A 25,855-nucleotide genomic window follows, 5' to 3' on the forward strand; every position below is an offset into this window, starting at 1 on the left:
TTCGAACCAGGGTTCAGTGTCGCAGCCCTGACGGAGTGTTCGTGATCCGCAAGCTCAGGTTCCGGCGATGAGCGTGACGCCGAGGACGATCATCGTCGCGGCGACCAGTCCGTCCAGGACACGCCATGCCGCGGGCCGGGCGAGGTAGGGGCTCAGCAGCCGGGCGCCGAAGCCGAGGACGGCGAACCAGACGAGGCTGGCGAGTACGGCGCCGAGTCCGAACATCCAGCGCAGCGGGCCGCGGTCGGCGGCGATGGTGCCGAGCAGGAAGACGGTGTCGAGGTAGACGTGCGGGTTGAGCCAGGTCATCGCCAGGCAGGTGAGCACCGCCCGCCGCCGTGAGCCGGCCGTCTCACCGTCCGTCAGCAGGGCGCCGACGGGCTTGATCACCCGGCGGGCGGCGAGGGCGCCGTAGCAGAGCAGGAAGGCGCCGCCGATCCAGCCGACCGCGGTGAGCGCCCCCGGCCAGGCCACCACCACGGCGCCCACACCGCCGACGCCGAGGGCGATGAGGACGGCGTCGGACAGGGCGCAGATGCCGACGACGGGGAGGACCGCGTCGCGGCGGATCCCCTGGCGCAGGACGAAGGCGTTCTGGGCGCCGATGGCGACGATCAGGGAGAGGCCGGTGCCGAATCCGGCGGCCGCGGTGGTCAGGGTGCTGGGCATGGCATCGACGCTAGGGAAGCGATCACTCCACGTACAGCTAAAGATTCTTACGTATCATTAGCAATCATGATGACTGACCTTCCGCTCGACCACGTACGGACTTTGCTCGCGGTGGTCGACGAGGGCACGTTCGACGCGGCCGCGGCCGCCCTGCATGTGACGCCGTCGGCGGTGAGCCAGCGGGTCAAGGCACTGGAGCAGCGCACGGGGCGGGTGCTGCTGGTGCGGACGAAGCCGGTGCGGCCGACCGAGTCGGGCGAGGTCGTGGTGCGGTTCGCCCGCCAGCTGGCCCGGCTGGAGCGGGACGCGCGTGCCGAGCTGGGGATGAGCGGCGCGCGGGAACCGACCCGGGTGTCGGTCGCGGTGAACGCCGACTCCCTGGCGACGTGGTTCCTGGGGGCGCTCACCCGCGTACCGGAGGAGCCGCCGCTCAGCTTCGAGCTGCGCCGCGAGGACGAGGCGCATACGGCGGCGCTGCTGCGGGAGGGCCTGGTGATGGCCGCGGTGACCTCGTCGCCCGATGCCGTCTCGGGGTGTTCGGTCCGCCCCCTGGGCCGGATGCGGTATCTCGCGGCGGCGAGCCCGGAGTTCGCCGGGCGGCATCTCGACGGGCCGCTGCGGGAAGCGCTCGCGGTGGCGCCGGTGGTGGCCTTCGACCGGCGTGACGAACTGCAGGACGCGTTCGTGCGCAGGGTGCGGCGCGGGCGGGGCGGGGCGAGTGCGGTACGGCACTTCGTGCCCACCTCGGAGGGGTTCGTGGCGGCCGTCGTCGCCGGCCTGGGCTGGGGACTGGTCCCCGAGGTGCAGGCCGATCCGCTGCTGAGCGCGGGCCGTCTCGTGCCGCTCGCGCCGGACCGGACCGTCGATGTCCCGCTGTACTGGCAGCAGTGGAAGCTGGACTCGCCCGCACTGGCGACGGTGGCCGAGGCCGTGGCGGCCACGGCCGCCGAGGCGCTCCGCGGCTGAGGCATGTGTCGCAGACCCGTCCAAGGCGTTCGTGCGGCGCCTGAGTGTCATGTGATGCTGGCGTGGTGACTGATCAACGCGAGGTTGCCATAGTCCGGTGGCCGGGCCAGAACCCTTCTGCCGAGGACGGGCTCGCCGCGTTGCTGGCGGCCTACCATCTGCGGACGGAAGCCGAGAAAGGCAAGGCCGTTGCCGACGTGAACGGCTTGGCGGCGGATGAGTTCGGCCTGCATCTCGTCGTCCTCGGCGACCAGCACATGTGCGCACACGCGGCGGATCCTAAGGGGTTCAGCGCGCCAGGGAGCCCGCGTCGCCCATGACGACGACGGGGTGGCGGTCGGGGTCCAGGGCCAGGAGCAGCTCCTTCATGTGCTCCTTGGCGATGCTGACGCAGCCTTGGGTGGGGCCGTCGTGGTCGACGTGGAGCCATATGCCGCCGCCGCGGCCCGCACCCAGGGGGCGCGTCCAGTCCAGGGGTGAAGTACCGGGCTTCCGGTTGTAGTTGATGGCGATCACATAGTCGAAGGAGCCGGCCAGCGACTCGCCCTCGAAGCCTGTGCCGGTCGCGGTGAACCCGGGGCCGTGGTGGTACGGGAGGCGGGTGCCGGGGTCGCTGAGCCGGCCGCCGGCGTCGGTGAGGGCGTAGACGCCGACGGGCGAGCGCAGGTCGCCGACGCGGTGGTGATCGGTCCAGCCGCGCAGCGCGTTGTGCGCGGGCCGGCTCGCGCCGGCCTTCCAGCCGGCGTCGGTGCGTTCGTACAGGACGACCGTGGCCTGCGGGGAGTTCTTGCCGCGACCGGTCACGACGACGGCCTGCCGGGTGCCAGGGGGCACCTTGGCCCACGTCCTGGGCCCCAGGCCGGGCAGCTGCTGCGGCGCGACCTCCAGCGAGATCGAGGGCGCGGGCGTGCTCGTCGTGGCCGTGGCGACGCCGGACGGATGGCCCGGCGTCGCCACGGCGCCGCCACCGCAGCCGGTGAGCAGCAGGGAGGCGGCCAGCAGGACGGCACGAGATCTGGGCGTGATCATGCCTCGACCCTGACCGGCACATGTGAGGAACTCGTCAGGATCCACGGCCCGTTGGGCTCCCCCGGGGCACCGGAACGGGGCCGCGCGACGCAGCAGGGTGAGCGCGACGAGCCGGCCGGCGATGCAGACGAGTCCTGCGGTGAGCATCGCGGCGTAGCCCACCGAGGGGCGCGGTCACGGCTTCCCGGCGGAGGACGGTGGTGCGTCTGACGGGCTGTCTTCCCGTGTCGGCAGCGGCCGCGGCACTACGCTCCGGGCAGCACCTTCACCCCAGAAAGGCACGATCGTGAGCATTCGCGTCCGCCGCGTCTACGAACCTCCCGAGCCGGAGGACGGCGTGCGCGTCCTGGTCGACCGGCTGTGGCCGCGCGGCCTGTCCAAGGAGGCGGCGCGGGTGGACGAGTGGCCCAAGGCGCTCACCCCGTCGACCGAGCTGCGCCGCTGGTACCACGCGGGGGAGAGGTCGTACGAGGAGTTCGCGCGCCGCTACGAGGCGGAGCTGGCCGCGCCGGAGGCGGCCGAACTCCTGGAGCGGCTGAGGGCGCTGGGCGACATGACGCTGCTGACCGCGTCCAAGTCGCCCGAGCGGAGCCACGCCACGGTGCTGGCCCGCCTCCTCCAGGAGTGAGGAGACGGGCCGTGAGACACCGTCAGCCGGTCTGCTTGGCCGCGGCCCGGCCCGCCGCCCGGCCGGAGAAGAGGCAGCCGCCGAGGAAGGTGCCCTCCAGGGCGTTGTAGCCGTGGACACCGCCACCGCCGAAGCCGGCGACCTCGCCGGCCGCGTACAACCCGTCGATCGGCGTGCCGTCGGCGCCCAGGGCTCGGGAGTCCAGGTCGGTCTGGATCCCGCCCAGCGTCTTACGGGTCAGGACGTGCAGCTTGACGCCGATCAGGGGGCCGGCGGCCGGGTCGAGGATGCGGTGCGGGGTGGCGACGCGGCCGAGACGGTCGCCGATGTAGCGGCGGGCGTTGCGGATGCCCTGCACCTGGGCGTCCTTGCTGTACGGGTTGGCCATCTGGAGGTCGCGGGCCTCGATCTGGCGGCGGATCGTGTCCGCGTCGAGGAGCGGCTTGTCGGTCAACTGGTTCATCTTCTCGACCAGTTGCTCCAGGTTGGGGGCGGTCACGAAGTCTGCGCCCTTACGCAGGAAGGCGTCGACCGGTCCCGGTGCGCCCTTGCCGAGCACCCGCTCCTTCAGGAACCCGGCGCGGTCCTTGGCGGTGATGTCGGGGTTCTGCTCGGAGCCCGACAGCGCGAACTCCTTCTCGATGATCTTCTGGGTGAGGATGAACCAGGAGTGGTCGTGGCCCGCGATGTCCGCGTCGGTGCGCAGGTGCTTGAGGGTGCTGAGGGTGTCGTAGCCGGGCAGGCACGGTTCGGGCAGGCGGCGGCCGAGGGCGTCGAACCACATCGAGGACGGTCCGGGCAGGATGCGGATGCCGTGGCCGGGCCAGATCGGGTCCCAGTTCTGGATGCCCTCGGTGTAGTGCCACATGCGGTCGCGGTTGACGAGTCGTACGCCCGCGTCGGCGCTGATGTCGAGCATGCGGCCGTCGACGTAGGCGGGGACGCCTGTGACCATCTCGGTGGGCGGGGTGCCGAGCCGTTCGGGCCAGTAGCGGCGCACGATGTCGTGGTTGGCGCCGATGCCGCCGGTGGTGACGACGACGGCCTGGGCGGTGAGTTCGAACTCGCCGATGCCGTCGCGGCTGGAGGCGACACCACGCGCGGAGTTGTCCTCGGCCAGGACCGTGCCGCGTACCCCGCGCACAGCGCCTTCCTCGAGGACCAGCTCGTCGACCTGGTGCCGGTGGTAGAAGGTCAGCAGCCCGTCGCGGGCGGCCTGCTTGGCGTAACCGACGAACGGCGCGACGACGCCGGTGCCGGTGCCCCAGGCGATGTGGAAGCGGGGCACGGAGTTGCCGTGGCCGTGGGCGCGCAGGTCGCCGCGCTCGGCCCAGCCGACGGTGGGCAGGAACTTGATGCCGTGCCCGTCCAGCCAGGCCCGTTTCTCCCCCGCCGCGAACTCGACGTAGGCGCGCGCCCAGCGCACTGCCCAGGAGTCCTCGTCGTCCACCCGGTCGAACTGGGCGCTGCCCTGCCAGTCGTTCCAGGCCAGGTCGAAGGAGTCCTTGATGCCGAGGCGCCGCTGCTCCGGGGAGTCGACGAGGAACAGCCCGCCGAAGGACCAGAACGCCTGTCCGCCGAGGTTGGCGGCGTTCTCCTGGTCCACCAGGGCGACCCTGCGGCCCTGGCTGGTGAGTTCGTGTGCCGCGACCAGGCCGGCGAGGCCGGCTCCGACGACGATGACGTCCGCGTCCATGGCGTCCGTTCCCTTTCTCATGCGGGGTGGTGGCTGCCGTCGGTCAGCAGCGCGGTGAGCAGTTGCCCCAGCCAGGCGCGAGCGTGCTCGACGTCCTTGTCCAGCAGCAGTTGGGTGGTGACCCCGTCGTAGGCGGCGACCACGGCGTGGGCTGCGCCGTCGATGTCGCCCAGTACGGCGGGCAGTTCGGTGTGTCCCCGGGCCCGGGCGAGGCGCTCGGCGACGGCCCGCCGCAGCCGCGTCCGGTGTTCCAGCAGGGTCTGCGCCACGTCCGGGGCGCGGGCGGCGTGCACCAGGAAGTCGGTCTTCACCAGCAGCCAGTCCCGGTCCAGGAGCAGCACCTCGGTGACCCGGTCGACGGCGGCGGGCACGTCGAGATCCGGCCCGCCGAGCGCGAGCGCCCCGGACACCTGCTCGGCGATCAGGTCGGCGCGCTGCCGGTAGAGGGCGAAGAACAGCTCGTCCAGGCTGCCGAAGTTGGAGTAGAAGGCGCCCCTGCTGTAGCCGGCCGCCTCGCAGACCTCCTCGATCGAGACCCGGCCGAAGCCCTTGGCTGCGAAGACGTCGAAGGCGGCGTCCAAGAGGTTGGCGCGCGTACGGACACGGCGCTTGGTCACGCGCCTGGTCTTCTCCTCCACCGCCATGTCCGGACCTCCGTTCGATACACGAATGTATCCGATACATGAATGTATCCAAAGGCCTGCGCGTGGCACGGTTCAGACAATGCGAAGTTTGTTCACATGGCGAACCGCCATCAGCTCCACCCTCAGGCGGTCGAAGCCGCGAACCACCGAATGGGAACATCTATTCGAATCAGGGGTACGCTGGATCCATGACCCCGCACCTCCAGGCCTCCCTCTTCGACCAGACCGACCAGCTGCGGCTCGGCCCCCTGGACGGGATCCGCCGGACCGTGCTCGGACTGGGTGCCTGGATCGACGTACTGCCCGGATGGCTCGGCGGAGCCGACGCGCTGTTCGGAGAGCTGGCCGCCGAGGTGCCGTGGCGTGCTGAGCGCCGGAAGATGTACGACCACGTCGTCGACGTGCCGCGGCTGCTCGCGTTCTACGGCGCGGACGACGCGCTGCCGCACCCGGTGCTGGCCGAGGCGCGCGACGGGTTGTCCGCGCGCTACGCCGCGGAGCTGGGCGAGCCGTTCACCACGGCCGGGCTGTGCTACTACCGCGACGGCCGGGACAGCGTCGCCTGGCACGGAGACCGGATCGGACGCGGCGCGCGCGAGGACACGATGGTCGCCATCCTCTCGGTCGGCGCACCCCGGGATCTGCTGCTGCGTCCGGTGCGCGGCGGCGAGACGGTGCGCCGTCCGCTGGGACACGGCGACCTGATCGTGATGGGTGGCTCCTGCCAGCGGACCTGGGAGCACGCCGTACCGAAGACCACACGTGCCGCGGGACCGCGCATCAGCGTCCAGTTCCGCCCGCACGGCGTGCGCTGAGGCGGCGAGGCGGCCGCTGCGCAAGCACGCGTGGGCTGCCTCCGGCGGGCGGTGCCGGAGGCAGCCCTGCCTCGGTGACCGACGGAAGGCTGTCGTCCCCCGCTCGCGCTCCCCCACACTGACGGCAGCGGGGGGGAGGGCCGGAGATGAGCGCGGAGACCGAGCGGGCGGCGGTGATCAACGCACTGCTGGGCATGGAGGAGGGCTTCGCGGGCTGGAACCGCTGGGCCTATCTGGTGTTCTTCCTCATCGGCCACGCCCTCGCCGACGGCGAGCGGATCCGCGTCGCGATGCGCCGGCTCGCCGTGCCGGCCGGGGTGCTCGGAGTCGTGCTGTTCGTGGGGACGGCGCCCGGGTTCATGGACGGGGACGACCCGTTCACGGCCCGGACGCCGTTCGCGCTGTTCACGCGGGCGCTGTTCGGGGCGGCGGGCTGGTGCTGGGTGGTGGCGATCCTCGGGCTGCTGGACCGGCCCCGGCTGCGCCGGGATCCCGGTCGGGTGATGCTCTACCTCGTCCTGGCCGCGCTGCCGCTGTACGTTCTGCACCAGCCGGTCGTGGTCGCCCTCGCCTACGGGGTGGTGGGCTGGTCGGCGCCGATCCCGGTCAAGTACGCGGCGATCGTGGCCGGTTCGCTGGTGGTGATTCTTGTGGTGTACGAGTGCGCGGTGCGCAGGACGCGGGTGACGCGTCTCCTTTTCGGGATGCGTGCCGCCCCCAACCCCGGTGGGACGCAACGCGGTTGATGCGGACCCGCTGATTCCGCTCCGGTGGGGATCTGCTTTGCTGATCCCGTCGGGCAAAGACCTCAGCAAAAGTCGGGGACAGTCATGCGGGCAGAGGTGCAGCAAGTCGGCGACAGCACATATCTGGTGCACGGCAGCAACACCAACTGGGTGATCCTCACCGAGGGGGACGCGGTCACGCTGGTCGACACCGGCTACCCCGGGGACCGGGAGAAGCTCCTCGCGTCGCTGGCGGAGGTGGGGAGTTCGCCCGAGGCAATCACGGCCGTACTGATCACGCACGCCCACAACGACCACCTGGGCTCGGCCGAGTACCTGCGCGCCACCTACGGCACGCCCGTCTATCTGCACGAGGCCGAAGTACCGCACGCCCGTCGGGCCTTCCTGCACCAGGTGACCGTCGGCGAGGTCATGAAGAACGGCTGGCGGCCGGGTGTCCTGCCGTGGGCGGTGCACGCGATCCGGTCCGGCGGCACCGCGCACGTCCCGGTCACCGCCCCGCAGCCGTCCCGCGCATCACGGTCCGGTCCGTGAAGCGGCTCTACAAGCCCGGGAGCGCGCGCTTTAAGGTGAGGTGACGATCACCGGCGAGGCGAGGACGAACGGCCCATGGCACTGCAGATCAGCGCGACCAACCCGGAGCACCCCGCGCTCCTGCTGGAACTGCCGTGGCAGCTGCCGCTGGAGGAGTGGCCGGACGAGTACCTGGTGCCACTCCCCCGCGGTATCTCCCGCCACGTCGTGCGCTACGCCCGCGCCGGCAGCGAGGTGATCGCCGTCAAGGAGCTCGCGGAACGCCCCGCCCTGCGCGAGTACGAGCTGCTGCGCGACCTGGACCGGCTCGGCATCCCCTCGGTGGACCCCCTCGCGGTGGTCACCGGCCGCACCGACGCCGGCGGCGACCCGCTGGAGCCGGTCCTGATCACCCGGCATCTGGGCGGCTCGATGCCGTACCGCTCGATGTTCGAGACGACCATGCGCCCGGCGACCATGCACCGCCTGATGGACGCGCTGGCCGTGCTGCTGGTCCGCCTGCACCTCGCCGGGTTCGCGTGGGGCGACTGCTCGCTGTCCAACACCCTCTTCCGGCGCGACGCGGGCGCCTATGCCGCGTATCTGGTGGACGCCGAGACCGGCGACCTGCACCCGCAGCTCAGCAACGGCCAGCGCGACTACGACCTCGACCTCGCCCGGGTCAACATCAGCGGCGAACTCCTCGACCTGGAGGCGTCCGGGGCGCTGCACCCCTCCGTCGACCCGATCGAGTTCGGCATGGAGATCTGCGCGCGCTACGGCAGCCTGTGGCAGGAACTGACCCGCACCTCCGTCTACCCGGCGGGCAAGTACCACTACATAGAACGCCGGATACGCCGCCTCAACGACCTCGGTTTCGATGTCGCCGAGATGCAGATCGAGCACGCCCCCAACGGCGACACCGTCACCTTCGTGCCCAAGGTCGTGGACGCGGGCCACCACCAGCGCCAGCTGCTGCGCCTCACGGGCCTTGACGCGGAGGAGAACCAGGCCAGGCGGCTTCTGAACGACCTGGAGAGCTGGATGGCCACCCAGGACGACTACGCCCCGGGCGACCCTCCCCCAGGCTCTCAACTTCGTTCGAGCCGGGGGGACCCCCATGGCGCCCGCCCCGAGGTCCTCGCCCACCGCTGGGTGCGGGACGTCTTCCGGCCCACCGTGCGGGCCGTACCGCTGGAGCTGCGCGGCTCCATGGACCCGGCCGAGATCTACCACGAGCTCCTCGAACACCGCTGGTACCTGTCCGAGCGCGCGCAGCACGACATCGGCCTGGACACGGCGGTCGAGGACTACATCGCGAACATCCTGCCGACGGCGCGGGAGACGCTGCAGCCGACGGCCTCGGACTGACGCTCAGTCGTGCGGGACGACGGCCACCGGGCAGTCCGCGTGGTGCAGGACGCCGTGGGCCACCGAGCCGATCCGGGCGCCCACGGCCGTACGGTGGGCGCGCCGGCCGACCACCATCAACTGGGCCCGCCCCGCCACCGACAGCAGCACCTGCCCCGCACTGCCCATCTCGACGTGCTCGACCACATGGACGCCCGGGAAGCGCTCACGCCACGGCCGCAACGCCTCGGCCAGGGCCTTCTTCTCGTACGGCTCCAGGCCCCCCGCCTCGTCGAGCAGCTTGAGCGAGGCCGGGCTGTACGCGAACAGCGGCGGCAGCGTCCAGGCCCGTACGGCCCGGACCGACGCGCCACGGGCCGCCGCCGTCTCGAACGCGAACCGCAGGGTGGCCGCGCTGTCGTCGGGGTCGCCCTGCTGGCCTACGACGATCTCGCGGCCGCCCGCCTCCGCCGAGGCCTGGTCCCCGGCCCGTACGAGTACGACGGGCCGCGCGGCCTCGGCGATCACCTGCTGTCCGACGGAGCCGAGCAGGAAGCCGACGACGGGACCGTGCCCGCGTGAACCGAGGACGAGCATCTCGGCGTCCGCCGCCGCGCCGACCAGCGTCTCGACGGGACCGTCGCCGAGGACGTCGGTGGACACCGCCAGCCCCGGATGCCGCTCGGCGACTCCCCGGACGGCCTGCGTCACCGCGTCCCGCGCCCACCGGGCCTGGGTGTCCGGGTCCCCGGCGTCGATCCCCTCGTGCGGCTGGAACCGCCAGGCGTGCACCACACGCAGCGCCAGCCCTCGCCGGACCGCCTCCCGGGCGGCCCAGTCCAGCGCGGCGAGGCTCTCCTCCGTACCGTCGACCCCTGCCGTGATCGGGCGCGTCATGTGCGGCTGCCTCCTTGTGTCGTGGTCACGTCTACAGGGGCCAGTCTTCACTACGCTGTCTCCATGGCATTGGAGTGGGAGCAGGTGAACGTGGACGCGGCAGATCCGGTGGCCCTGGGGCGCTGGTGGGCCGAGGCTCTGGGCTGGGTCGTGGTCAATGACTCGGCCGACGAGTACGAGATCCGTCCCGAGAAGGATCGCCTGCCTGGGCTCCTCATGGCGCGCCCCGCCCGGACGACCACGCTTCGCCGAGATTGCCGGGATTCTCCCGGCGGTCACGCCGCGCAGTCGCCGCCGGTGCGGGCCCGAACCCGAGCGAAGCGGACGGATCGAACATACGATGGGCCAGAGCTGGCGCGGTGGCGACAGTGGCGTCGTGCCCGATGGCCGGCACTCGGGGTGGGAGACGTATGGCACAGGCCGCCGACGCAGCGCGGACCGTCATTCTGACCGTGGACGACGATCCGGGGGTCTCCCGTGCCGTCGCCCGCGATCTGCGGCGGCGCTACGGCGAGTCGTACCGGATCGTGCGCGCGGAGTCCGGCGAGTCGGCCCTGCAGGCGCTGCGGGAACTGAAGCTGCGCGGCGATCTCGTGGCCGTGATCCTGGCCGACTACCGCATGCCGCAGATGAACGGCATCGAGTTCCTCGAACAGGCCCTGGACGTGTATCCGGGGGCGCGGCGAGTGCTGCTGACCGCGTACGCGGACACGAACGCGGCGATCGACGCGATCAACGTCGTCGATCTGGATCACTATCTGCTCAAGCCCTGGGATCCGCCGGAGGAGAAGCTCTATCCGGTCCTGGACGATCTGCTCGAGGCGTGGCGGTGCAGTGACTACCGGCCGGTGCCCAGCACCAAGGTGGTCGGGCACCGCTGGTCTGCGCGGTCCTCGGACGTACGGGAGTTCCTGGCGCGGAACCAGGTGCCCTACCGCTGGTACTCGGCGGACGAGCCGGAGGGGCGGCGGCTGCTGGCCTCGGCCGGGCAGGACGGGGAGCGGCTGCCTCTGGTGATCACGCCGGACGGGACGCCGCTGGTCGCGCCGGAGGCTCCCGAGCTGGCCGCACAGGTGGGGCTGGCGACGACGCCGACGGCCGAGTTCTACGACCTCGTCGTCATCGGCGGCGGTCCGGCCGGGCTCGGTGCGGCCGTGTACGGGGCGTCGGAGGGGCTGCGGACCGTGCTGGTGGAGCGGTCGGCGACCGGCGGGCAGGCCGGGCAGAGCTCCCGGATCGAGAACTATCTGGGCTTCCCGGACGGCGTGTCGGGGGCGCAGCTCACCGAGCGGGCCCGGCGGCAGGCGGCCAGGTTCGGCGCCGAGATCCTCACCGCGCGTGAGGTGACGGGACTCGAGGTCAGCGGCGCCGCCCGGATCGTACGGTTCTCGGACGGGTCGGCGGTCGCCGCGCACAGTGTGATCCTGGCGACCGGCGTGTCCTACCGGCAGTTGGACGCGCCGGGCGCCGACGACCTGACCGGCTGCGGGGTGTTCTACGGGTCGGCGCTGACGGAGGCGCCGTCCTGCCGGGGGCACGACGTGTACATCGTCGGCGGCGCCAACTCGGCCGGGCAGGCGGCGATGTATCTGGCGCGTGGCGCCAAGTCGGTGACGCTGCTGGTGCGCGGGGCGTCGCTGTCCGCTTCGATGTCGCACTATCTGATCCAGCAGATCGACGAGGCGCCGAACATCTCGGTGCGCACCGGCACGGTCGTCGAGGCCGCGCACGGCACCGGGCACCTGGAGCAGCTGACGCTGCGCGACGTGGAGAGCGGACGGAGCGAACTCGTCGACGCGCAGTGGATGTTCGTGTTCATCGGCGCGGCCCCGCTGACCGGCTGGCTGGACGGCACGGTGCTGCGGGACGAGCGCGGGTTCATCCTGGCCGGGCCCGACCTGACCGTCGACGGGCGGCCGCCGGCGGGCTGGGAGCTGGACCGGCCGCCGTACCACCTGGAGACCAACGTCCCTGGCGTGTTCGTGGCGGGCGACGCACGCTCCGAGTCCGCCAAGCGGGTCGCGTCCGCCGTCGGAGAGGGAGCCATGGCCGTGATGCTCGTCCACCGCTATCTGGAGCAGTCATGAGCGGGCAGTTGATTCCGTGCAGCCCGGCGGAGATCGGTTCGCTCTTCCTGTTCGAGAAGCTGTCGCCGGAGCAGCTCGGCCGGCTGTGCGGCGAGGGGCGGGTGGAGAGGTTCGAGCCCGGGCCCGTGTACGCCGAGGGCGAGCCCGCCACCTGCTTCTACGTGATGATCGAGGGGACGGTCGTGCTGTCCCGCCGGGTCGGCGGCGACGACGTGGAGGTGACCCGGACCTCGCAGCGCGGGGTGTACGCGGGGTCCATGCAGGCGTACCTCGGGGACCGGGTGCAGCAGACGTACAACAACTCGATGCGGGTCACGGAGCCGTCGCGGTTCTTCGTGCTGCCCGCCGACTCGTTCGCGGCGATGATGCAGGACTGGTTCCCGATGGCGGTGCATCTGCTGGAGGGGCTGTTCTTCGGTTCGAAGAGCACGCAGCGGGCGATCGGGCAGCGGGAACGGCTGCTGGCGCTCGGCTCGTTGTCCGCGGGTCTCACGCACGAGCTGAACAATCCCGCGGCGGCGGCGGTGCGGGCCACGGCCACGCTGCGGGAGCGGGTGGCGAAGATGCGGCACAAGCTCCGGGTGATCTCCGGGGGCTCGTACTCGCGGGAGACGCTGGCGAATCTGATCGACATCCAGGACCGCACGGCCGAACGGGTCGCCAAGGCACCCCAGTTGAGCCCGCTGGAGGCCTCGGACCGGGAGGACGAGCTCACCGACTGGCTCGACGACCACGGCATCGCGGAGGGCTGGCGGATCGCGCCCACGTTCGTGCAGGCGGGGCTCGACATCGACTGGTTGGACCAGGTCGCGGCGGCCGTCGACGAGGAGATCCTCCCGGGGGCGGTCGGCTGGCTCAACTACACGGTCGAGACCGAGCTGTTGATGGACGAGATCGAGGACTCCACCAACCGCATCTCGCACCTCGTCGACGCGGCCAAGCAGTACTCCCAGCTCGACCGTGCGCCGTACCGGATGGCCGACGTGCACGAACTCCTCGACAGCACGCTGCTGATGCTGTCGGGCAAGATCGGCCGGCAGATCAAGGTCGTCAAGGAGTACGACCGTACGCTCCCGAAGATCCCGGCGTACCCGGCGGAGCTCAACCAGGTGTGGACCAACCTGATCGACAACGCGGTCTCCGCGATCAACAGCACCGGCGGGGAAGGGACGTTGACCGTGCGGACGGCGCCCGACCACGACCGGCTGCTGGTGGAGTTCCGCGACACGGGGGGCGGGATCCCGGCCGAGGACCGGGGGCGGATCTTCGATCCCTTCTTCACCACGAAGCCCGTGGGCGAGGGCACCGGGCTCGGACTCGACATCTCCTGGCGGATCGTCGTGAACAAGCATCACGGCGGTCTTCAGGTCGAGTCCGTGCCGGGCGACACGCGCTTTCAGGTGCTGCTTCCGCTCACCGCCGCAGACGACGACACCGCCCCCGAGGAGACCGTATGACCGACGGCAACGGCATCGATCCCAGTGTTCCGCCCAGCGGGAGTGGTTGCGTGGAATGCGACGCGGACGGGGGATGGTGGTTTCATGTGCGACGCTGTGCGGAGTGTGGGCACGTGGGGTGTTGTGACAGTTCGCCTGCGCAGCATGCGACTGGGCATTTCCGGGCCACTGGGCATCCGTTCGTGCAGAGTTCTGAGCCGGGGGAGGTCTGGTTCTGGAACTACGCCACGAATGAGTTGTTCGAGGCCGGGCCTGAGTTGGCGGGGCCGGTGAGTCATCCGGTGGATCAGCCTGCGCCGGGGCCCATGGCGCGGGTGCCGGCTGATTGGGCTGAAGCGCTGCGTGCCCAATGACCCGGGGCTCTATGGCGGCTGCGGGTTGTCTGGGGCTGGTCGCGCCCACGCGGCGGAGCCGCACATTGATACAGCCCCGCGCCCCTGAAGAAGGTCGGCAAAGGTCCTGTCAGTGTTGCGTGCCAGGATGGAATCGTGACGCAGACCTCCTTCAGCACGCCGTTCCTCGGGCGCGTGGACGAACTCGCTCGGCTCTCCGGTGTGCTGGAGCGTGCCCGGGGTGGTGAGGCTCGGGCTGTGCTGGTTGCCGGGGACGCCGGGGTTGGCAAGACGCGGGTGTTGGACGAGGTCGCGGGGCGGGCGGCTGCGGCCGGGATGACCGTGCTCAGTGGGCACTGTGTCGACCTCGGGGACGTCGGGCTGTCGTATCTGCCGTTCACCGAGGTGCTGGGGGTGCTGGCCGGCGACGAGCGGTGCGCCGGTGTGCTCGCGGCTCATCCGGTGGTCGGGCGGCTGCTGGGCGGTGGGAGGGATGCCGAGCGGGAGTCGGGCGGACGGCTGCGGCTGTTCGAGGGCATGGCGGGACTGCTGGCCGATCTGGCGGACATCGCCCCGCTGCTGCTGGTCCTGGAGGATCTGCACTGGGCCGACCAGTCCTCCCGGGATCTGCTGCGGTTCCTGCTCAGCCGCGGCATTCTGCAGCGGACGGCGGGCGGTGCGCGCACCCACCGGCTGGCGGTCCTCGCCTCGTACCGCGCGGACGACCTGCACCGCCGCCATCCCCTGCGCCCGCTGCTCGCCGAGCTCGTGCGGCTGCCCGCCGTGGAGCGGCTCGAGCTGCGGCCCCTGTCCGACGCCGAGGTGACCCGGCTGGTGCGCGCCCTGGAGGAGCGGCCGCTGCCGGACTCCACGGTCCGGCGGATCGTGGAGCGCGCCGAGGGCAACGCCTTCTACGCGGAGGAGCTGGTCGCGGCCACGGACACCGGGGCGGGCGGGATGCCCAGCGGGCTGGCCGACGTCCTGCTCATCCGGTTCGAGCAACTGTCCGACACCGCCCAGCAGGTGCTGCGTACGGCCGCAGTCGCCGGGCGCCGGGTCGGGTACGACCTGCTGCGGGACGCGGTGCGGCTCCCCGAGGACGAGCTGGAGTCGGCGCTGCGCGAGGCCGTCGGGCGACAGCTGCTGGTCCCCGGCGACGGCGACACGTACGCCTTCCGGCACGCCCTCGCGCGGGAGGCGGTGTACGCCGATCTGCTGCCCGGCGAACGGGCCAGGCTGCACGGCGCGTTCGCCCGTCTGCTCGCCGGGCGCGGCCATCCGGCGGAGACGGCGGCGGAGCGCGCCCACCACTACCGCGAGAGCCATGACCTGGCCGAGGCGTTGGCCGCCTCGCTGGAGGCCGCCGACCACGCCCACCGGGTCGGCGCGCCCGCCGAGGAACTACGGCACCTGGAGACCGCCCTGGACCTGTGGTCGGCCGTGGAGCCGGCCGCGCGGCCCTCCGGCGAGGGCGTCGACCGGGTGACGCTCACGCTGCGCGCCTCCGCGGCGGCGGCCCACGCCGGTGAGGCGCACCGCGCGGTCTCCCTGACCCGGTCCGCACTCGCGGGCGTCGGCGACACGGACTCCGAGCTCGCCGCCCGGGTCCGCTACACCCTCGCCGGGAATCTCATCGGCGTGGACAGCCTGACGGCGGCGTTCGCCTACAGCAGCGAGGCGCTGGCCATGATCCCCGCCGAGCCTCCGTCGCGGACCTGGGTGTGGGCGGCAGCCACCCATGTGCTGGCGGCACGTCAGGTCGGGGAGAACGAGACCGCGCTGCGGGTCGCCCGCCGGGCCCTGAGGGTCGCGGAGGAACTCCGGGTGACGGACGCCCGCGCGGACCTGCTGATCTCCCTGGCCGTCCTCGAAGGAGGCGGTCGCCGCACTCCGGAGGGCCGCGAGCAGCTCCGTGCGGCCCGGGAGGTGGCGCGGAGTGCGGGCAACGCGCCGGTGGAGATGCGGGCGCTGTTCAACCTCGCCGTCGGCTGCTTCGAGTCCGGTGACCTCGACGCGTGTCTGCCCTGGCTGACGGAGGGACTGGACCGGGCGCGCCGGGCCGGGCTGCTGTCCTCGCCGTATCCGCTGGAGATGCGGTATCTGCGGCTGCTGGTGCTGTACACGCTGGGCCGCTGGGACGAGTGCGTGCGTGCGGCCGCGGCGGACGCCGAGGTGCTGCCCGGGGCGGGCGGGTACTGGTCCGGCCCCGCGCTGTACGTGGCCCTCGCGCGCGGCGACGTCTCGGCCGCCGACCGGGCCCGGGCCCTGCTGGAGGGGCACTTCGACTGGATGGGCACGCTGGTCGCGGGCATCGCGCTCACCGACGCCGCCGCGCTGCGGGGGGATGCGGAGGCGGCGGTGGAGCGGATGCGGGCCACGGTCGCGGCGCTCACGGACGACGCGGGCACACATCCCGACGCCACGGTCCGGCTCGCCGCGCTCGCCCTGTCCGCGGTCGCCGACCGGGCCGCCGAACTGCGCCGCGCCGGCGACGAGGCCGGTGTGCGGCACTGGGCGGACACGGCGGCCGAGCTGGTCGAGCTCGCGCGGGCCACGGCCGTGCACGGCGAGGACGGCACGCCGCAGGGCCCGGAGGGCAGGGCGTGGCTGGCCCGCGCCGAGGCGGAGTGGGCGCGGGCCGGGTCCGGGCCGGACGCGGAGGCGTGGGCGAAGGCGGTCGGCGCGTTCGCCGACGGCGACGAGTACGAGCGGGCGCGCTGCCGGCTGCGGTACGCCGAGGCCCTGTTGGCGGCGGGCCGCCGCGAGGAGGCGGCCGCCGAGGCGGGGGCGGCCCGGGAGACGGCGGTCAGGCTGGGCGCCACGCCCCTGCTGGAGCGGACGGACGCCCTGATCCGCCGGGGCCGCCTCGCGGACACCGCCGACGCCGCGCACCGCGCCTCTCCCCTCACCGCCCGTGAACAGGACGTGCTGCGGCTTCTCGCGCGCGGCCGCAGCAACCGGCAGATCGGCGAGGAGCTGTTCATCACCGGCAAGACGGCGAGCGTCCATGTGTCCAACATCCTCGCCAAGCTGAGCGCGGCGAGCCGCACGGAGGCGGTGGCGATCGCGTACCGGGAGGGCCTGATATCCCCGGAGCCGTCGGTGTCCTAAGAGGCGTCGCTCGCGCTGTCGTAGGTGGCGCAGTCGAGGGCGGTGAGGTCGACGGCGTCGGCCATGGCCTGCATTCCCCTGTCGTTGGGGTGCAGATGGTCGCCGCCGTCGAAGACGGGGAGGATCGACGCCGATGAACAGCGCCCGCCCTCGACGCGGACCGGGTTCGCGGGCCGGCCGAGGACGGGGCGGGTCTCCTCGTCCACGTCCTCCACCAGGTACCCGGCCTCGATCAGGGGCCGGACCGCCTTGGTGACGGCGGCGGGGACAGCCCGGCGCGGCGGGCCACCTCCAGACGGGTGAGGGGCCCTTGGGACAGGACTGTGGTGAAGATCTGTGAGGCGGCGGGGGTGTTGACCGGAAACGTCTCCGCACGCGGCGTCGGGTGCATGGCAGGGAACCTGGAGCCCTTCTTTTCCGACATCAATAAAAGAAACAGGACTGCCGGATTCGCCCCGCCCAGTGATCCCTGTGTGTCCAACTGTGCGTCGGCTGTGGCGATCTGACGGGGTGCGAGAAGGTTGCCGGATGATCTCAGCAACAGCACGCAGGGGTACGGCGACGGCGACGGCCCTGGTGTGTCTCCTGGCGGTCCCCGCCCATGCCGCACCGGAACCGGCCGCCGCCGCGGCCAAGGCGCTGCCAAGTCCTGACCTCCCGGGACTGCATGGCGTCCTGCTCACGGCGCTGCGGCAGGGCGCGCCCGGCGCGATGGCCCGCGTCGACGACCACGGCACCACCCTCCGGACGGCCGTGGGCATCGCCGACCGGAAGTCCCTGCGGCCCCTCAGCAACACCGACCGGTTCCGGATCGGCAGCGTCACCAAGATCTTCTCCGCCGTCGTCCTGCTGCAACTGGCCGACGAGCGGAAGCTCAAGCTCGACGCCCCGGTCAACCGCTATCTGCCGGGGCTGCTGCCCGACGGCCGGATCACGGTGCGGCATGTGCTGAGTCATCGCAGCGGCCTGTACGACTACACGAACGACATGTTCGCGCGGACGGTTCCCGGCTTCGAGGCCGTCCGCTCCAAGGTGTTCACCTTCCGGCAGCTGGTGGACCGTTCGCTGCGCAAGCCGCGCACCACGCGGCCGGGCGGTGCGTACTCCTACTCCAACACCAACTTCGTCGTGGCCGGCATGCTGATCAAGAAGCTGACCGGGAACTCCGTGCGGACCGAGTACCAGAACCGGATCATCGAGCCGCTGAAGCTGCGCGACACCTTCTACGTGCACCCGCGCACCAAGATCCCGGGCCGCCACGCGCGCGGCTATCTCACGCCGGACACCGCGGGCGCGGCACTGGTCGACGCCACCCGGCAGACGGCGTCCTGGGCGCAGAGCGCGGGCGCCGTCATCTCCACCACACGGGACCTGAACACCTTCCTGTCGGCGCTGCTCGGCGGCAGGCTGATGTCCGCCACGCAGCTGGCCCAGATGCAGCGGTGGGTTCCGGCGGGCAGCACCCAGGCGTACGGGCTCGGGCTGCGGCGCAGGAATCTGTCGTGCGGGGTCTCCGTGTACGGGCACACGGGCGCCGTCCAGGGCTTCTACACCTACGCGTTCGCCTCCAGGGACGGCCGGCGCAGCCTCGCCGCGCTCACCAACACCTCCAACAACGGCGCGGTGCTCAACACCATGCTGGGCTCCCTGGAGTCCGCGTTCTGCGGCAAGCCGGCGAAGCCTCGGCGTGGTTCGGCGGTCGTCGAGCGGTACGAGGACATCGCTCCGGGGGTCGCGCTGAAGCTCGGCTGAGCGGGCGGGAACCCGCGCGTGCCGGTGGACGTTTTCCGGACATCCCCACCGGATCACCAGCACACCAGGACGGCCCGATGAGCGAGTTGGTCCCCGGGGGCAATGTGCCCCTTCCCGGCGGCTCCGTGGCCGTCCGGGTGCCTGGCCCCTTCGATGTGTCCGCGCTCATCACCGACGACGGCGGCAGGGTCCGGGGCGACGGCGACTTCGTGTTCTACAACCAGCCGTCCGCCCCGGGCGCCCGGCTGCAGGCCGACATCCTGACCGTCGACCCGGCGCGGCTGCGCCCCGGAGCCACCCGGGTCACGGTGGTCGTCAGCCCCTCCGACCCCGGCACTCCCCTGGGCCGCCTGCCCGCCCCCATCCTCCAGGTCACCGGCCCGGGCGGCCACCGCATCGCCCGGTTCGCCCCGCCGCGGCCACGGCAGGAGACGGTGCTGCTGCTCGCGGAGCTCTACCGACGCGGCAACGGCTGGAAGCTGCGGGCCCTGGGGCAGGGGTACGCCGACGGGCTGGCGGGGCTCGCGCGCGACTTCGGTGTGGACGTCCTGGAGGACGCGAACCCGTCCCCGGCATCCGCCAGTCGGCCCGGGTACGCGGCACCTGCCACACCCGCCGCGCACGTCAGGCCCACCGCGGCGGCCTCGCCCTCCGTGCACCCCCGGCCCACGCACCCGCCCACGCCTACACCCACCGCACCAGGCCACCATCCCGTCCCCGACCCCGACGGCTTCCTGACGCTGGTCAACTCCGCCCGCGCCAGGGCCGGTTCACCCCCGGTCGTCCTCGACGCACGTCTCGCCTCCGCCGCCCGCGCCCACGCCTGCGCCATGGCGTCCGTCGGCCGCCTCGGCGTGGAGGGCCGGGACGGTGTCTCCGTCCACCAGCGCATCACCGCCGCCGGCTACTCGTATCTGACCGTCGGTGAGCATCTGGTGTCCGGCCCGCGCACCCCCGCCGAGTTCGTCGAGTACTGCCTGGGCGCCGACCAGCCCCGGCGCACGCTGCACGACCCGGTCTTCACCCACGCCGGTCTGGCGTATGTCTCCGGAGGCCGCTCCGGGGACACCTACTGGACGGCGCTGTGGGCCCGGCCGCTCACGCCGGACGGTCTGTCCCGGACGGCGGCGGAGGTCGTCGAGCTGACCAACCGGGAGCGGGCCCGGGCCGGGCTGCCTCCGCTGGCCGTCGACCCCGCGCTCGCCAGGGCCGCGCTGGCGTACAGCGCGGACATGGCGGCGCGCGCCTTCTACTCCCACACCTCGCCCGAGGGGACCCAGCCGTGGGACCGGGCGGCCGCCGCGGGTGCCCGGCGGCGCTCGATCGGCGAGAACATAGCCTGCGGCCAGCGCTCCGCCGCCGAGGTCGTCGACGGCTGGATGAACAGCCCCGGCCACCGCGCCAACATCCTCAAGCGCGACTTCACCCACATCGGGATCGGTTTCGCGGGCGGCGGCCCGGCGGGCACGTACTGGACCCAGCTCTTCGGCGCCTGACGTCCGAGGACGACGACACCCACCGTGTGCTAGGCAGAACGTGTCCCACCGGGACAGGATGCCCGCATGAAGGGTGACCTCTTTTCCAACGAGCACATGGTCCAGCCCGCCACCGCGCCGGGCATGACGGTCGAGAACGCCAAATGCATCAAGTACGCGGTGAACGGCGAGATGCTCGCCCGCCAGGGCGCGATGGTCGCCTACCGCGGCAACCTCCAGTTCGAGCGCAAGGGCCAGGGCGTGGGCGGCATGCTCAAGCGGGCCATGACCGGTGAGGGGCTGCCGCTGATGGCGGTGCGCGGACAGGGCGAGGCCTGGTTCGCGCACGAGGCGCAGAACTGCTTCGTCGTCGACGTCGACCCCGGCGACGAGTTCACCGTCAACGGCCGCAACGTCCTGTGCTTCGACGCTTCGCTGTCGTACCGGATCGCGACGGTGAAGGGCGCGGGCATCACCGGCGGCGGCCTGTTCAACAGCGTGTTCTCGGGACAGGGCAGGCTGGGACTGGTCTGCGAGGGCAACCCGCTGGTCATACCGGTGTCGCCGCAGTTCCCGGTCTTCGTCGACACGGACGCGATCGTCGGCTGGACGGCCGGCCTGCAGACCTCGCTGCACCGCTCACAGTCCGTCGGTTCGATGCTGCGCGGCGGTTCGGGGGAGGCCGTGCAGCTGATGCTCCAGGGCCAGGGCTATGTCGTCGTACGGCCGAGCGAGGTGACACCGCACAAGACCCAGTAGTGCCGAGGTCCCGTGCAGTGACCTGCGCCTCACAGGCAACCCGGCAAGCCTTGCCGACGTCTTGATCGACAACAGTTGATGCCCCGGCCCGCTGGGCCGGGGCACATTTTCGACGAGCTATACAGACGAGCAGGCGCTCGCGGAGTTCCGTGCGATGAGCGAGCCGCGCGGTGAGGCGCTGGCGCGGCTGGGGCTGGCCAAGTCCCGGGCCCGGCTGGGCCGCGAGCGGGCGGCCGGTCGGCGGCGCTGGCCGAGGCGCGCCGGCACGTCGACGCCGTGGCGGCGGCCCTCGGCGACGTACCGCTGGAGGCGGGAGCCGCCGACGAACTGCGGGCGCTGCTGGACTTCCTCGTCGGGCGGGACCTCTGAGACAGGTCGGGTCCAGTCTCAATTCTCGTCATTCGTCGGCCAGTTCCGCGCACGACAGGACCAAAAGGGAAGAGACGCCTTTTGGTCGCGGATTCATTGAACATACACAGTCGTGCGCGTCGTACCTCTGGGAAAGGTGAGAGCCACGGGTTCAACGAGGGATGAACATGGTCGAGGCGCACGTCTCCGCTGCCGAGTTGGTAGCCGAAAGGTACCGGCTCGTCGATGTCGTCCACCGCGAGGCGAATCGCGTCTGCTGGTACGGCGAGGACGTCGAGACCGGATGGCCTTGTCTCATCACACAGACAGACCTCCCGGAGGACGCGGGCGGGGACAGCGCGCGCCGGGCCACCGCCCGGGTGGTCCGCACGTCCGAGAAGATGAGGCTGCTGCGCCCCAAGCAGGTCGCCGCGGTGCTGGCCGCCGTCGAGGTGTCGGGCACCCTGTGGGTCGTCACGGAGTGGATCGACGGCACGCCGCTGGGCGAACTCCTCGCCCAACAGGGCGCGTTCACCCATGTGCGGGCGGCGCGCATCGGCCTGGAACTGCTCGACGTGCTGGAGGCCGCGCACGGTCAGGGCATCACGCACGGTGAACTCAGTCCGGGCCAGGTGTTCGTGCGGGACCAGGGCTCCGTCGTGGTCACCGGCTTCGGGCTGGCCGGCGCGACCCTCGCCCCGCGGGTCGCGGCACCGTCGTACGCCTCCCCCGAGCAGGCCCGCGACGAGCGCATCGGGCCGGCCGCGGACCTGTGGGCGCTCGGCGCGATCCTCTACACGATGACGGAGGGGCGTCCGCCGTTCCGGGAACGGGACCGGGCCGAGTGCACGTTGAAGGGGGTGGACCGACTGCCGCTGCGCCAGCCGCTGCGGTCCGGGCCGCTCACCCAGGCCGTGCAGGGGCTGCTCCGCAAGGACTCCCGGGAGCGGCTGGGCCGCCCGGTCGCGCGCGAGGCGTTCGTGCGGGTGCTCAGCGAGGACCCCGACGCGGTCGTGCGGACGGTGCCGAGTGCGCGCCTGCGCCGCCGGGTGTACGGCACCGGTCCGGGGTGGGGCAGGCGCGCCATGGTCGCCGGCACTGCCCTGGCCGTGGTCACCATCGCGGGCGCCGTTCTCGCCGCGACCACCCGGCCGGACGACTCCGGGGACGCCACGGCGGGGACGGAACCGCGCCCGACCGTCTCGGCCAGCAAACCCGCCCCCACCCCCACGCCGACGCCGACGCCCACCCCCTCGCCCACCAGCCCGAGCCCGAGTCCGACAGCGACTCCCACCACCCCCACTCCGACCTCCACCCCGTCCCCTCCGGCCAAGGATCCGGATGCCCTTCCCGACGGCTTCCGCCGTTACACCTCACCGGAGGGCTTCTCGGTCGCCCTCCCCCAGGGCTGGCGCCCGCTGAGCACCACACGCATGTCCGACCTGGCGTACCGCGTGGTCTTCGGCGCGGCCGACGACCCGCGCACCCTCGCGGTCACCTACAGCGAGCGTCTGGGCCCGGACCCCGTCGCCGTGTGGCGTGACGACGTCGAGCCCGGGCTGAAGAAGGCCGGCGGGTTCCGGCGGATCGGCGAGATCCGGGCGACCACGTACCAGGGCTACGAGGCCGCCGACATGGAGTGGACGGCGGAGGGCGACGGCACCCGGGTCCGTACCTTCGGCCGCGGCTTCCTCATCGGCGAGCACCGGGGGTACTCGCTGCGCTGGACGACGCCGGCGGGGGACTGGGAGGACCGCGACAACCAGCAGGCCCTCGACGTCTTCCTGCGTACCTTCCGGGAGCCGTCGGACTGACCCGCGGGGTGCTCCCCTCGCGTGGAGCGGCCGGTGGTGCCCCACGGCGGTGGGCGTGGTGTGGTCCCTGGCGAATCACTGCCCATGGGCGCACATAGGATTCCGGTCTGCACGTGCGCAGTCCGACCAGACCTGTACCAGGAGAGTCATCCGTGACCCTAGCGATCGTCCCGTCCGAGACGTCCCCCGCGCCCCTGTCCGACCTCGTCGCACGGGACGCCCGCGAGTTCGGGACCTATGCGCGGACCGGCGGCTGGGCCTTCGGCCTGATGGTGGCGCGGAGCGTACGGCCCGGCGGGCAGAGCGCGGACGAGACGCCGAAGGTGTCCGCGAAGGAGTTCGCCGAGCTCGCGGAGTGCTCCCCCGAGCGCGTCATGCGCTACTACAAGGCCTGGGACCGGGCTGCCGACGACGGTCTCGTGCCGCACTTCGAGGCGCTCGCGCCGGGTGCGGAGGTGGAGTTGCCGGACGCGGACATGTGGCTGAGCTACTACGTCTCCCGCAACAGCGCCACCTCCGAGCGCGGCACCGCCATCGCCGAGGCCGCCGAGGCCGAGGGCATCCGCCCGACGAAGGCCCTGGAGGTCGCGGAGAACCCCACCGCGCTGCGCGCCGCGATCCTCGCCGACCCGTCCACGGCCCGCGCGGCCCGCCAGGCGCTCCTCGACCGGGTCCGTGAAGACCCGGAGCTCCAGGCCGAGTTGGCGCGGGACGTGGTCCGCACCGACGACCTGAAGAAGGCCGTCGCCAGCGAGAGCCGGGCGGCCGACCGGATCGGCTACGTCCGCCAGATCGCCGAGTCGGGACAGATCAGGACGCCGGCCGGGCAGACCGTCGACGCGCCCGTCGATCTGCGCCAGGAGGCGGAGCGGCATCTGTCGCTGATCGAGGAACTGGACGAGGACGAGGACACCGGCGAGTGGGCCACCGAGGCGTACGACACCCTGAAGGGCCTCGTCGTCGAGACCGTGGAGGCCGATCCCGAACTGCGCGTCCAGGAGCGGCGGACGAAGTTCTACAGCAGCCTGCAGAAGGCGACGAAGGTGTTCGAGGAGCTGACCTTCGACGATGTGCAGGAGTTCGTCGAGGACGACATGGTGCAGCAGCTGGAGGACCTCCAGCAGGCCATCTCGTCGTGCATCGCGGCGCTGCGCGGGGCGGCGCCGCACCAGGGGTAGCCCGGCACGCCGGGGCTCACCTGGTCGTGTGGCGGCGGCGTGTCCACAGCGGGATTCCGAACCAGCACAGCAGGTACCAGACGACGACGGCCGTGACCAGCCACGGCACATAGCCGTCCTGGGTGGCGACCCGGAGGATCAACAGGAGCGAGGACGTCATCGTGGCGAGGAGCAGGACCAGGCCGACGAAGGTCAGCCTGGAGGCCCACTCCACCGCCCGTGGCTTGATACGCCGGCCGGAGACCAGGCGGTGCAGGGACACCGGCCCGATCAGGGCGCCGGTGGCGGCGGCGCCCAGCACGACCGTCACGATGTAGATCGTCTGGTCCGTGGAGTCCAGGGTGTCGTACTTCGGCGTGAACACGACGGTCAGCAGGAAGGCGAACAGGATCTGCACGCCCATCTGCGCCACGCGGACCTCCTGGATGAGCTCGCCCCACATCCGGTCCGCGCGCTCGTCCTCGGTTTCGTGACGCCCCCTGCGTCCGCTCGCGCCGTCGCCGCTGACCGGCACCGTTCCTCCCGGGTTCGAACGACCTGAGTCTTCCGCTCCCGCCGAGTACCCCATGAGCGGGGGTTCTGTCGGTCACCGGCCGAATGGCCCTACCAGCGGCTCTCCACCTGGTCCTTGATCCGCCGGTCGTAGAGGTCCCGGACGGCGGCCAGCGTGGCCTCGGACAGCTCCGGGAGCTCGGCGGCGGCCGCGTTGGCGCGGGCCTGCTCGGGTGAGCGGGCGCCGGGGATGACGGTGGTCACGCCGGGCTGCTGGATGATCCAGCGCAGGGCCAGCTGGGCCGGGGTGACGCCCTCCGGGGCGAGGGCGGCGAACTCGACGGCCGCCTCGACGCCCGTCCCGTAGTCGACGCCGGAGAAGGTCTCGCCCTGGTCGAAGGCCTCGCCGTGGCGGTTGTAGGTGCGGTGGTCGTTGTCGGGGAAGACGGTGTCCTTGGTGTACTTGCCGGACAGCAGGCCCGAGGCCAGCGGGACGCGGGCGATGATGCCGACGCCCGCCTCCCGGGCGGCGGGGAGCACCTCGCGCAGCGGCTTCATACGGAACGCGTTGAGGATGATCTGCACGCTCGCCACACCCGGGCGGGCGATGGCGGTCAGCGCCTCCTCGCAGGTCTCCACACTGACGCCGTACGCCGCGATGCGCCCCTCGTCGACCATGGTGTCCAGCGCGTCGAACACCTCGTCCGTCGAGTAGACCGGCGTCGGCGGGCAGTGCAGCTGGACCAGATCGAGGCGGTCGACCCCGAGGTTCCGCCGCGAACGGTCGTTCCAGGCGCGGAAGTTGTCGAGGACGTAGTTCTCCGGGATCTGGTCGACCCGGCGCCCCATCTTGGTCGCCACGAAGATGTCCAGCTCGGGCCGGCCGCGCAGGAACATGGCGATGGTCTGTTCGCTGCGTCCGTCGCCGTACACGTCGGCGGTGTCGAAGAAGGTCACCCCCGACTCGACGGCCGCGTCCAGCACCGCCAGGGCTTCCTTGTCGTCCACGTCTCCCCAGTCGGCGCCCAGCTGCCAGGTGCCGAGACCGACGACGGATGCCTGCCGGCCCAACCTACCGATTACACGCTCGTCCATGG

General features: G+C 72.0%; 21 protein-coding genes and 5 pseudogenes. 18 read left to right on the forward strand and 8 right to left on the reverse strand.

Annotation, left to right across the window (positions count from 1 at the left end; all coding sequences use genetic code 11):
- Positions 1 to 54: 54 nt before the first annotated feature.
- Complete coding sequence (locus AQJ91_RS43365; protein WP_067034112.1) at positions 55 to 669, reverse strand: LysE/ArgO family amino acid transporter; 615 nt, start codon at positions 667 to 669, stop codon at positions 55 to 57.
- Between the two features lie 66 nt (positions 670 to 735).
- Between AQJ91_RS43365 and AQJ91_RS43370 the strand changes: the two genes are divergently transcribed.
- Positions 736 to 1,635, forward strand: a complete 900-nt coding sequence (locus AQJ91_RS43370) for a LysR family transcriptional regulator ArgP (protein WP_067034115.1) — start codon at positions 736 to 738, stop codon at positions 1,633 to 1,635.
- 65 nt (positions 1,636 to 1,700) lie between these two features.
- Positions 1,701 to 1,844 (forward strand): annotated as a pseudogene (locus tag AQJ91_RS56895) (GNAT family N-acetyltransferase); the annotation flags it as partial.
- Positions 1,845 to 1,923: 79 nt separating this feature from the next.
- Here AQJ91_RS56895 and AQJ91_RS43380 read toward each other — a convergent pair.
- A complete protein-coding gene (locus AQJ91_RS43380; RefSeq protein ID WP_067034269.1) occupies positions 1,924 to 2,664 on the reverse strand; it encodes a hypothetical protein in 741 nt (246 codons plus the stop codon).
- 286 nt (positions 2,665 to 2,950) lie between these two features.
- On the opposite strand from AQJ91_RS43380, the gene AQJ91_RS43385 reads away from it, so the two are divergent.
- Complete coding sequence (locus tag AQJ91_RS43385) at positions 2,951 to 3,292, forward strand: DUF488 domain-containing protein (RefSeq protein WP_067034121.1); 342 nt, start codon at positions 2,951 to 2,953, stop codon at positions 3,290 to 3,292.
- A 22-nt stretch (positions 3,293 to 3,314) separates the two neighbouring features.
- On the opposite strand, the gene AQJ91_RS43390 is transcribed toward AQJ91_RS43385, so the two are convergent.
- Positions 3,315 to 4,988 (reverse strand): FAD-binding dehydrogenase, encoded by a 1,674-nt coding sequence (locus AQJ91_RS43390; protein WP_067034123.1) that lies wholly within the window; start codon positions 4,986 to 4,988, stop codon positions 3,315 to 3,317.
- Between the two features lie 17 nt (positions 4,989 to 5,005).
- Positions 5,006 to 5,632, reverse strand: coding sequence for a TetR/AcrR family transcriptional regulator (locus AQJ91_RS43395; protein WP_067034127.1), 627 nt, complete (start codon positions 5,630 to 5,632; stop codon positions 5,006 to 5,008).
- A gap of 188 nt (positions 5,633 to 5,820) precedes the next feature.
- On the opposite strand from AQJ91_RS43395, the gene AQJ91_RS43400 reads away from it, so the two are divergent.
- From AQJ91_RS43400 to AQJ91_RS43415, 4 genes and pseudogenes are all read left to right on the forward strand, one after another.
- A complete protein-coding gene (locus AQJ91_RS43400) occupies positions 5,821 to 6,447 on the forward strand; it encodes an alpha-ketoglutarate-dependent dioxygenase AlkB (RefSeq protein WP_067034130.1) in 627 nt (208 codons plus the stop codon).
- A gap of 146 nt (positions 6,448 to 6,593) precedes the next feature.
- Positions 6,594 to 7,193, forward strand: coding sequence for an acyltransferase family protein (locus AQJ91_RS43405; protein ID WP_107122698.1), 600 nt, complete (start codon positions 6,594 to 6,596; stop codon positions 7,191 to 7,193).
- Between the two features lie 84 nt (positions 7,194 to 7,277).
- A pseudogene (locus tag AQJ91_RS43410) lies at positions 7,278 to 7,700 on the forward strand (MBL fold metallo-hydrolase); the annotation flags it as partial.
- A gap of 102 nt (positions 7,701 to 7,802) precedes the next feature.
- The gene (locus tag AQJ91_RS43415; RefSeq protein WP_067034133.1) at positions 7,803 to 9,077 is read left to right on the forward strand and encodes a DUF4032 domain-containing protein; all 1,275 of its coding nucleotides are present in this window, start codon (positions 7,803 to 7,805) and stop codon (positions 9,075 to 9,077) included.
- A 3-nt stretch (positions 9,078 to 9,080) separates the two neighbouring features.
- Here AQJ91_RS43415 and AQJ91_RS43420 read toward each other — a convergent pair whose 3' ends face one another.
- On the reverse strand, positions 9,081 to 9,953 hold the full coding sequence (locus tag AQJ91_RS43420) for a universal stress protein (protein WP_067034136.1): 873 nt from the start codon (positions 9,951 to 9,953) through the stop codon (positions 9,081 to 9,083).
- A gap of 63 nt (positions 9,954 to 10,016) precedes the next feature.
- Between AQJ91_RS43420 and AQJ91_RS51235 the strand changes: the two are divergent.
- The 5 genes and pseudogenes from AQJ91_RS51235 to AQJ91_RS43435 all read left to right on the forward strand — a co-directional run.
- A pseudogene (locus tag AQJ91_RS51235) lies at positions 10,017 to 10,175 on the forward strand (VOC family protein); the annotation flags it as partial.
- Between the two features lie 188 nt (positions 10,176 to 10,363).
- Positions 10,364 to 12,040: an NAD(P)/FAD-dependent oxidoreductase gene (locus AQJ91_RS43425; protein ID WP_067034139.1), complete on the forward strand. Its 1,677-nt coding sequence runs from the start codon at positions 10,364 to 10,366 to the stop codon at positions 12,038 to 12,040.
- Positions 12,037 to 13,497: an ATP-binding protein gene (locus tag AQJ91_RS43430; RefSeq protein ID WP_067034142.1), complete on the forward strand. Its 1,461-nt coding sequence runs from the start codon at positions 12,037 to 12,039 to the stop codon at positions 13,495 to 13,497. Before AQJ91_RS43425 ends, AQJ91_RS43430 begins: the two co-directional genes overlap by 4 nt.
- Entirely contained in the window at positions 13,494 to 13,850 is a 357-nt protein-coding gene (locus AQJ91_RS51240; protein WP_079085648.1) for a UBP-type zinc finger domain-containing protein, read from the forward strand. The genes AQJ91_RS43430 and AQJ91_RS51240 overlap by 4 nt, the downstream gene beginning before the upstream one ends.
- 135 nt (positions 13,851 to 13,985) lie before the next feature.
- Positions 13,986 to 16,940: a helix-turn-helix transcriptional regulator gene (locus AQJ91_RS43435; protein ID WP_067034145.1), complete on the forward strand. Its 2,955-nt coding sequence runs from the start codon at positions 13,986 to 13,988 to the stop codon at positions 16,938 to 16,940.
- A gap of 140 nt (positions 16,941 to 17,080) precedes the next feature.
- Here AQJ91_RS43435 and AQJ91_RS56900 read toward each other — a convergent pair.
- Positions 17,081 to 17,331: pseudogene (locus AQJ91_RS56900) on the reverse strand (winged helix-turn-helix transcriptional regulator); the annotation flags it as partial.
- 137 nt (positions 17,332 to 17,468) lie between these two features.
- Here AQJ91_RS56900 and AQJ91_RS43445 point away from each other — a divergent pair.
- The 6 genes and pseudogenes from AQJ91_RS43445 to AQJ91_RS43465 all read left to right on the forward strand — a co-directional run bounded on the left by AQJ91_RS43445 (position 17,469) and on the right by AQJ91_RS43465 (position 24,266).
- On the forward strand, positions 17,469 to 18,692 hold the full coding sequence (locus AQJ91_RS43445) for a serine hydrolase domain-containing protein (RefSeq protein WP_067034151.1): 1,224 nt from the start codon (positions 17,469 to 17,471) through the stop codon (positions 18,690 to 18,692).
- 77 nt (positions 18,693 to 18,769) lie between these two features.
- Entirely contained in the window at positions 18,770 to 20,188 is a 1,419-nt protein-coding gene (locus AQJ91_RS43450; RefSeq protein WP_067034154.1) for a CAP domain-containing protein, read from the forward strand.
- Between the two features lie 66 nt (positions 20,189 to 20,254).
- A complete protein-coding gene (locus AQJ91_RS43455; protein ID WP_067034157.1) occupies positions 20,255 to 20,926 on the forward strand; it encodes an AIM24 family protein in 672 nt (223 codons plus the stop codon).
- Positions 20,927 to 21,053: 127 nt separating this feature from the next.
- Positions 21,054 to 21,161: pseudogene (locus AQJ91_RS58805) on the forward strand (tetratricopeptide repeat protein); the annotation flags it as partial.
- A gap of 301 nt (positions 21,162 to 21,462) precedes the next feature.
- The gene (locus tag AQJ91_RS43460; protein ID WP_079085649.1) at positions 21,463 to 23,088 is read left to right on the forward strand and encodes a protein kinase domain-containing protein; all 1,626 of its coding nucleotides are present in this window, start codon (positions 21,463 to 21,465) and stop codon (positions 23,086 to 23,088) included.
- Between the two features lie 152 nt (positions 23,089 to 23,240).
- A complete protein-coding gene (locus tag AQJ91_RS43465) occupies positions 23,241 to 24,266 on the forward strand; it encodes a hypothetical protein (protein WP_067034163.1) in 1,026 nt (341 codons plus the stop codon).
- 16 nt (positions 24,267 to 24,282) lie between these two features.
- On the opposite strand, the gene AQJ91_RS43470 is transcribed toward AQJ91_RS43465, so the two are convergent.
- Together AQJ91_RS43470 and AQJ91_RS43475 are read right to left on the reverse strand one after the other, a co-directional pair.
- Positions 24,283 to 24,780 carry a DUF6328 family protein gene (locus tag AQJ91_RS43470; protein WP_107122699.1) on the reverse strand — a complete coding sequence of 166 codons (498 nt, stop codon included), beginning with the start codon at positions 24,778 to 24,780 and terminating at the stop codon, positions 24,283 to 24,285.
- Between the two features lie 89 nt (positions 24,781 to 24,869).
- The gene (locus AQJ91_RS43475; protein ID WP_067034167.1) at positions 24,870 to 25,853 is read right to left on the reverse strand and encodes an aldo/keto reductase; all 984 of its coding nucleotides are present in this window, start codon (positions 25,851 to 25,853) and stop codon (positions 24,870 to 24,872) included.
- Positions 25,854 to 25,855: the final 2 nt, after the last annotated feature.

Origin of the sequence: Streptomyces dysideae (assembly GCF_001514305.1) — a bacterium.
In the GTDB taxonomy this organism is placed as follows: Bacteria; Actinomycetota; Actinomycetes; order Streptomycetales; family Streptomycetaceae; genus Streptomyces; species Streptomyces dysideae.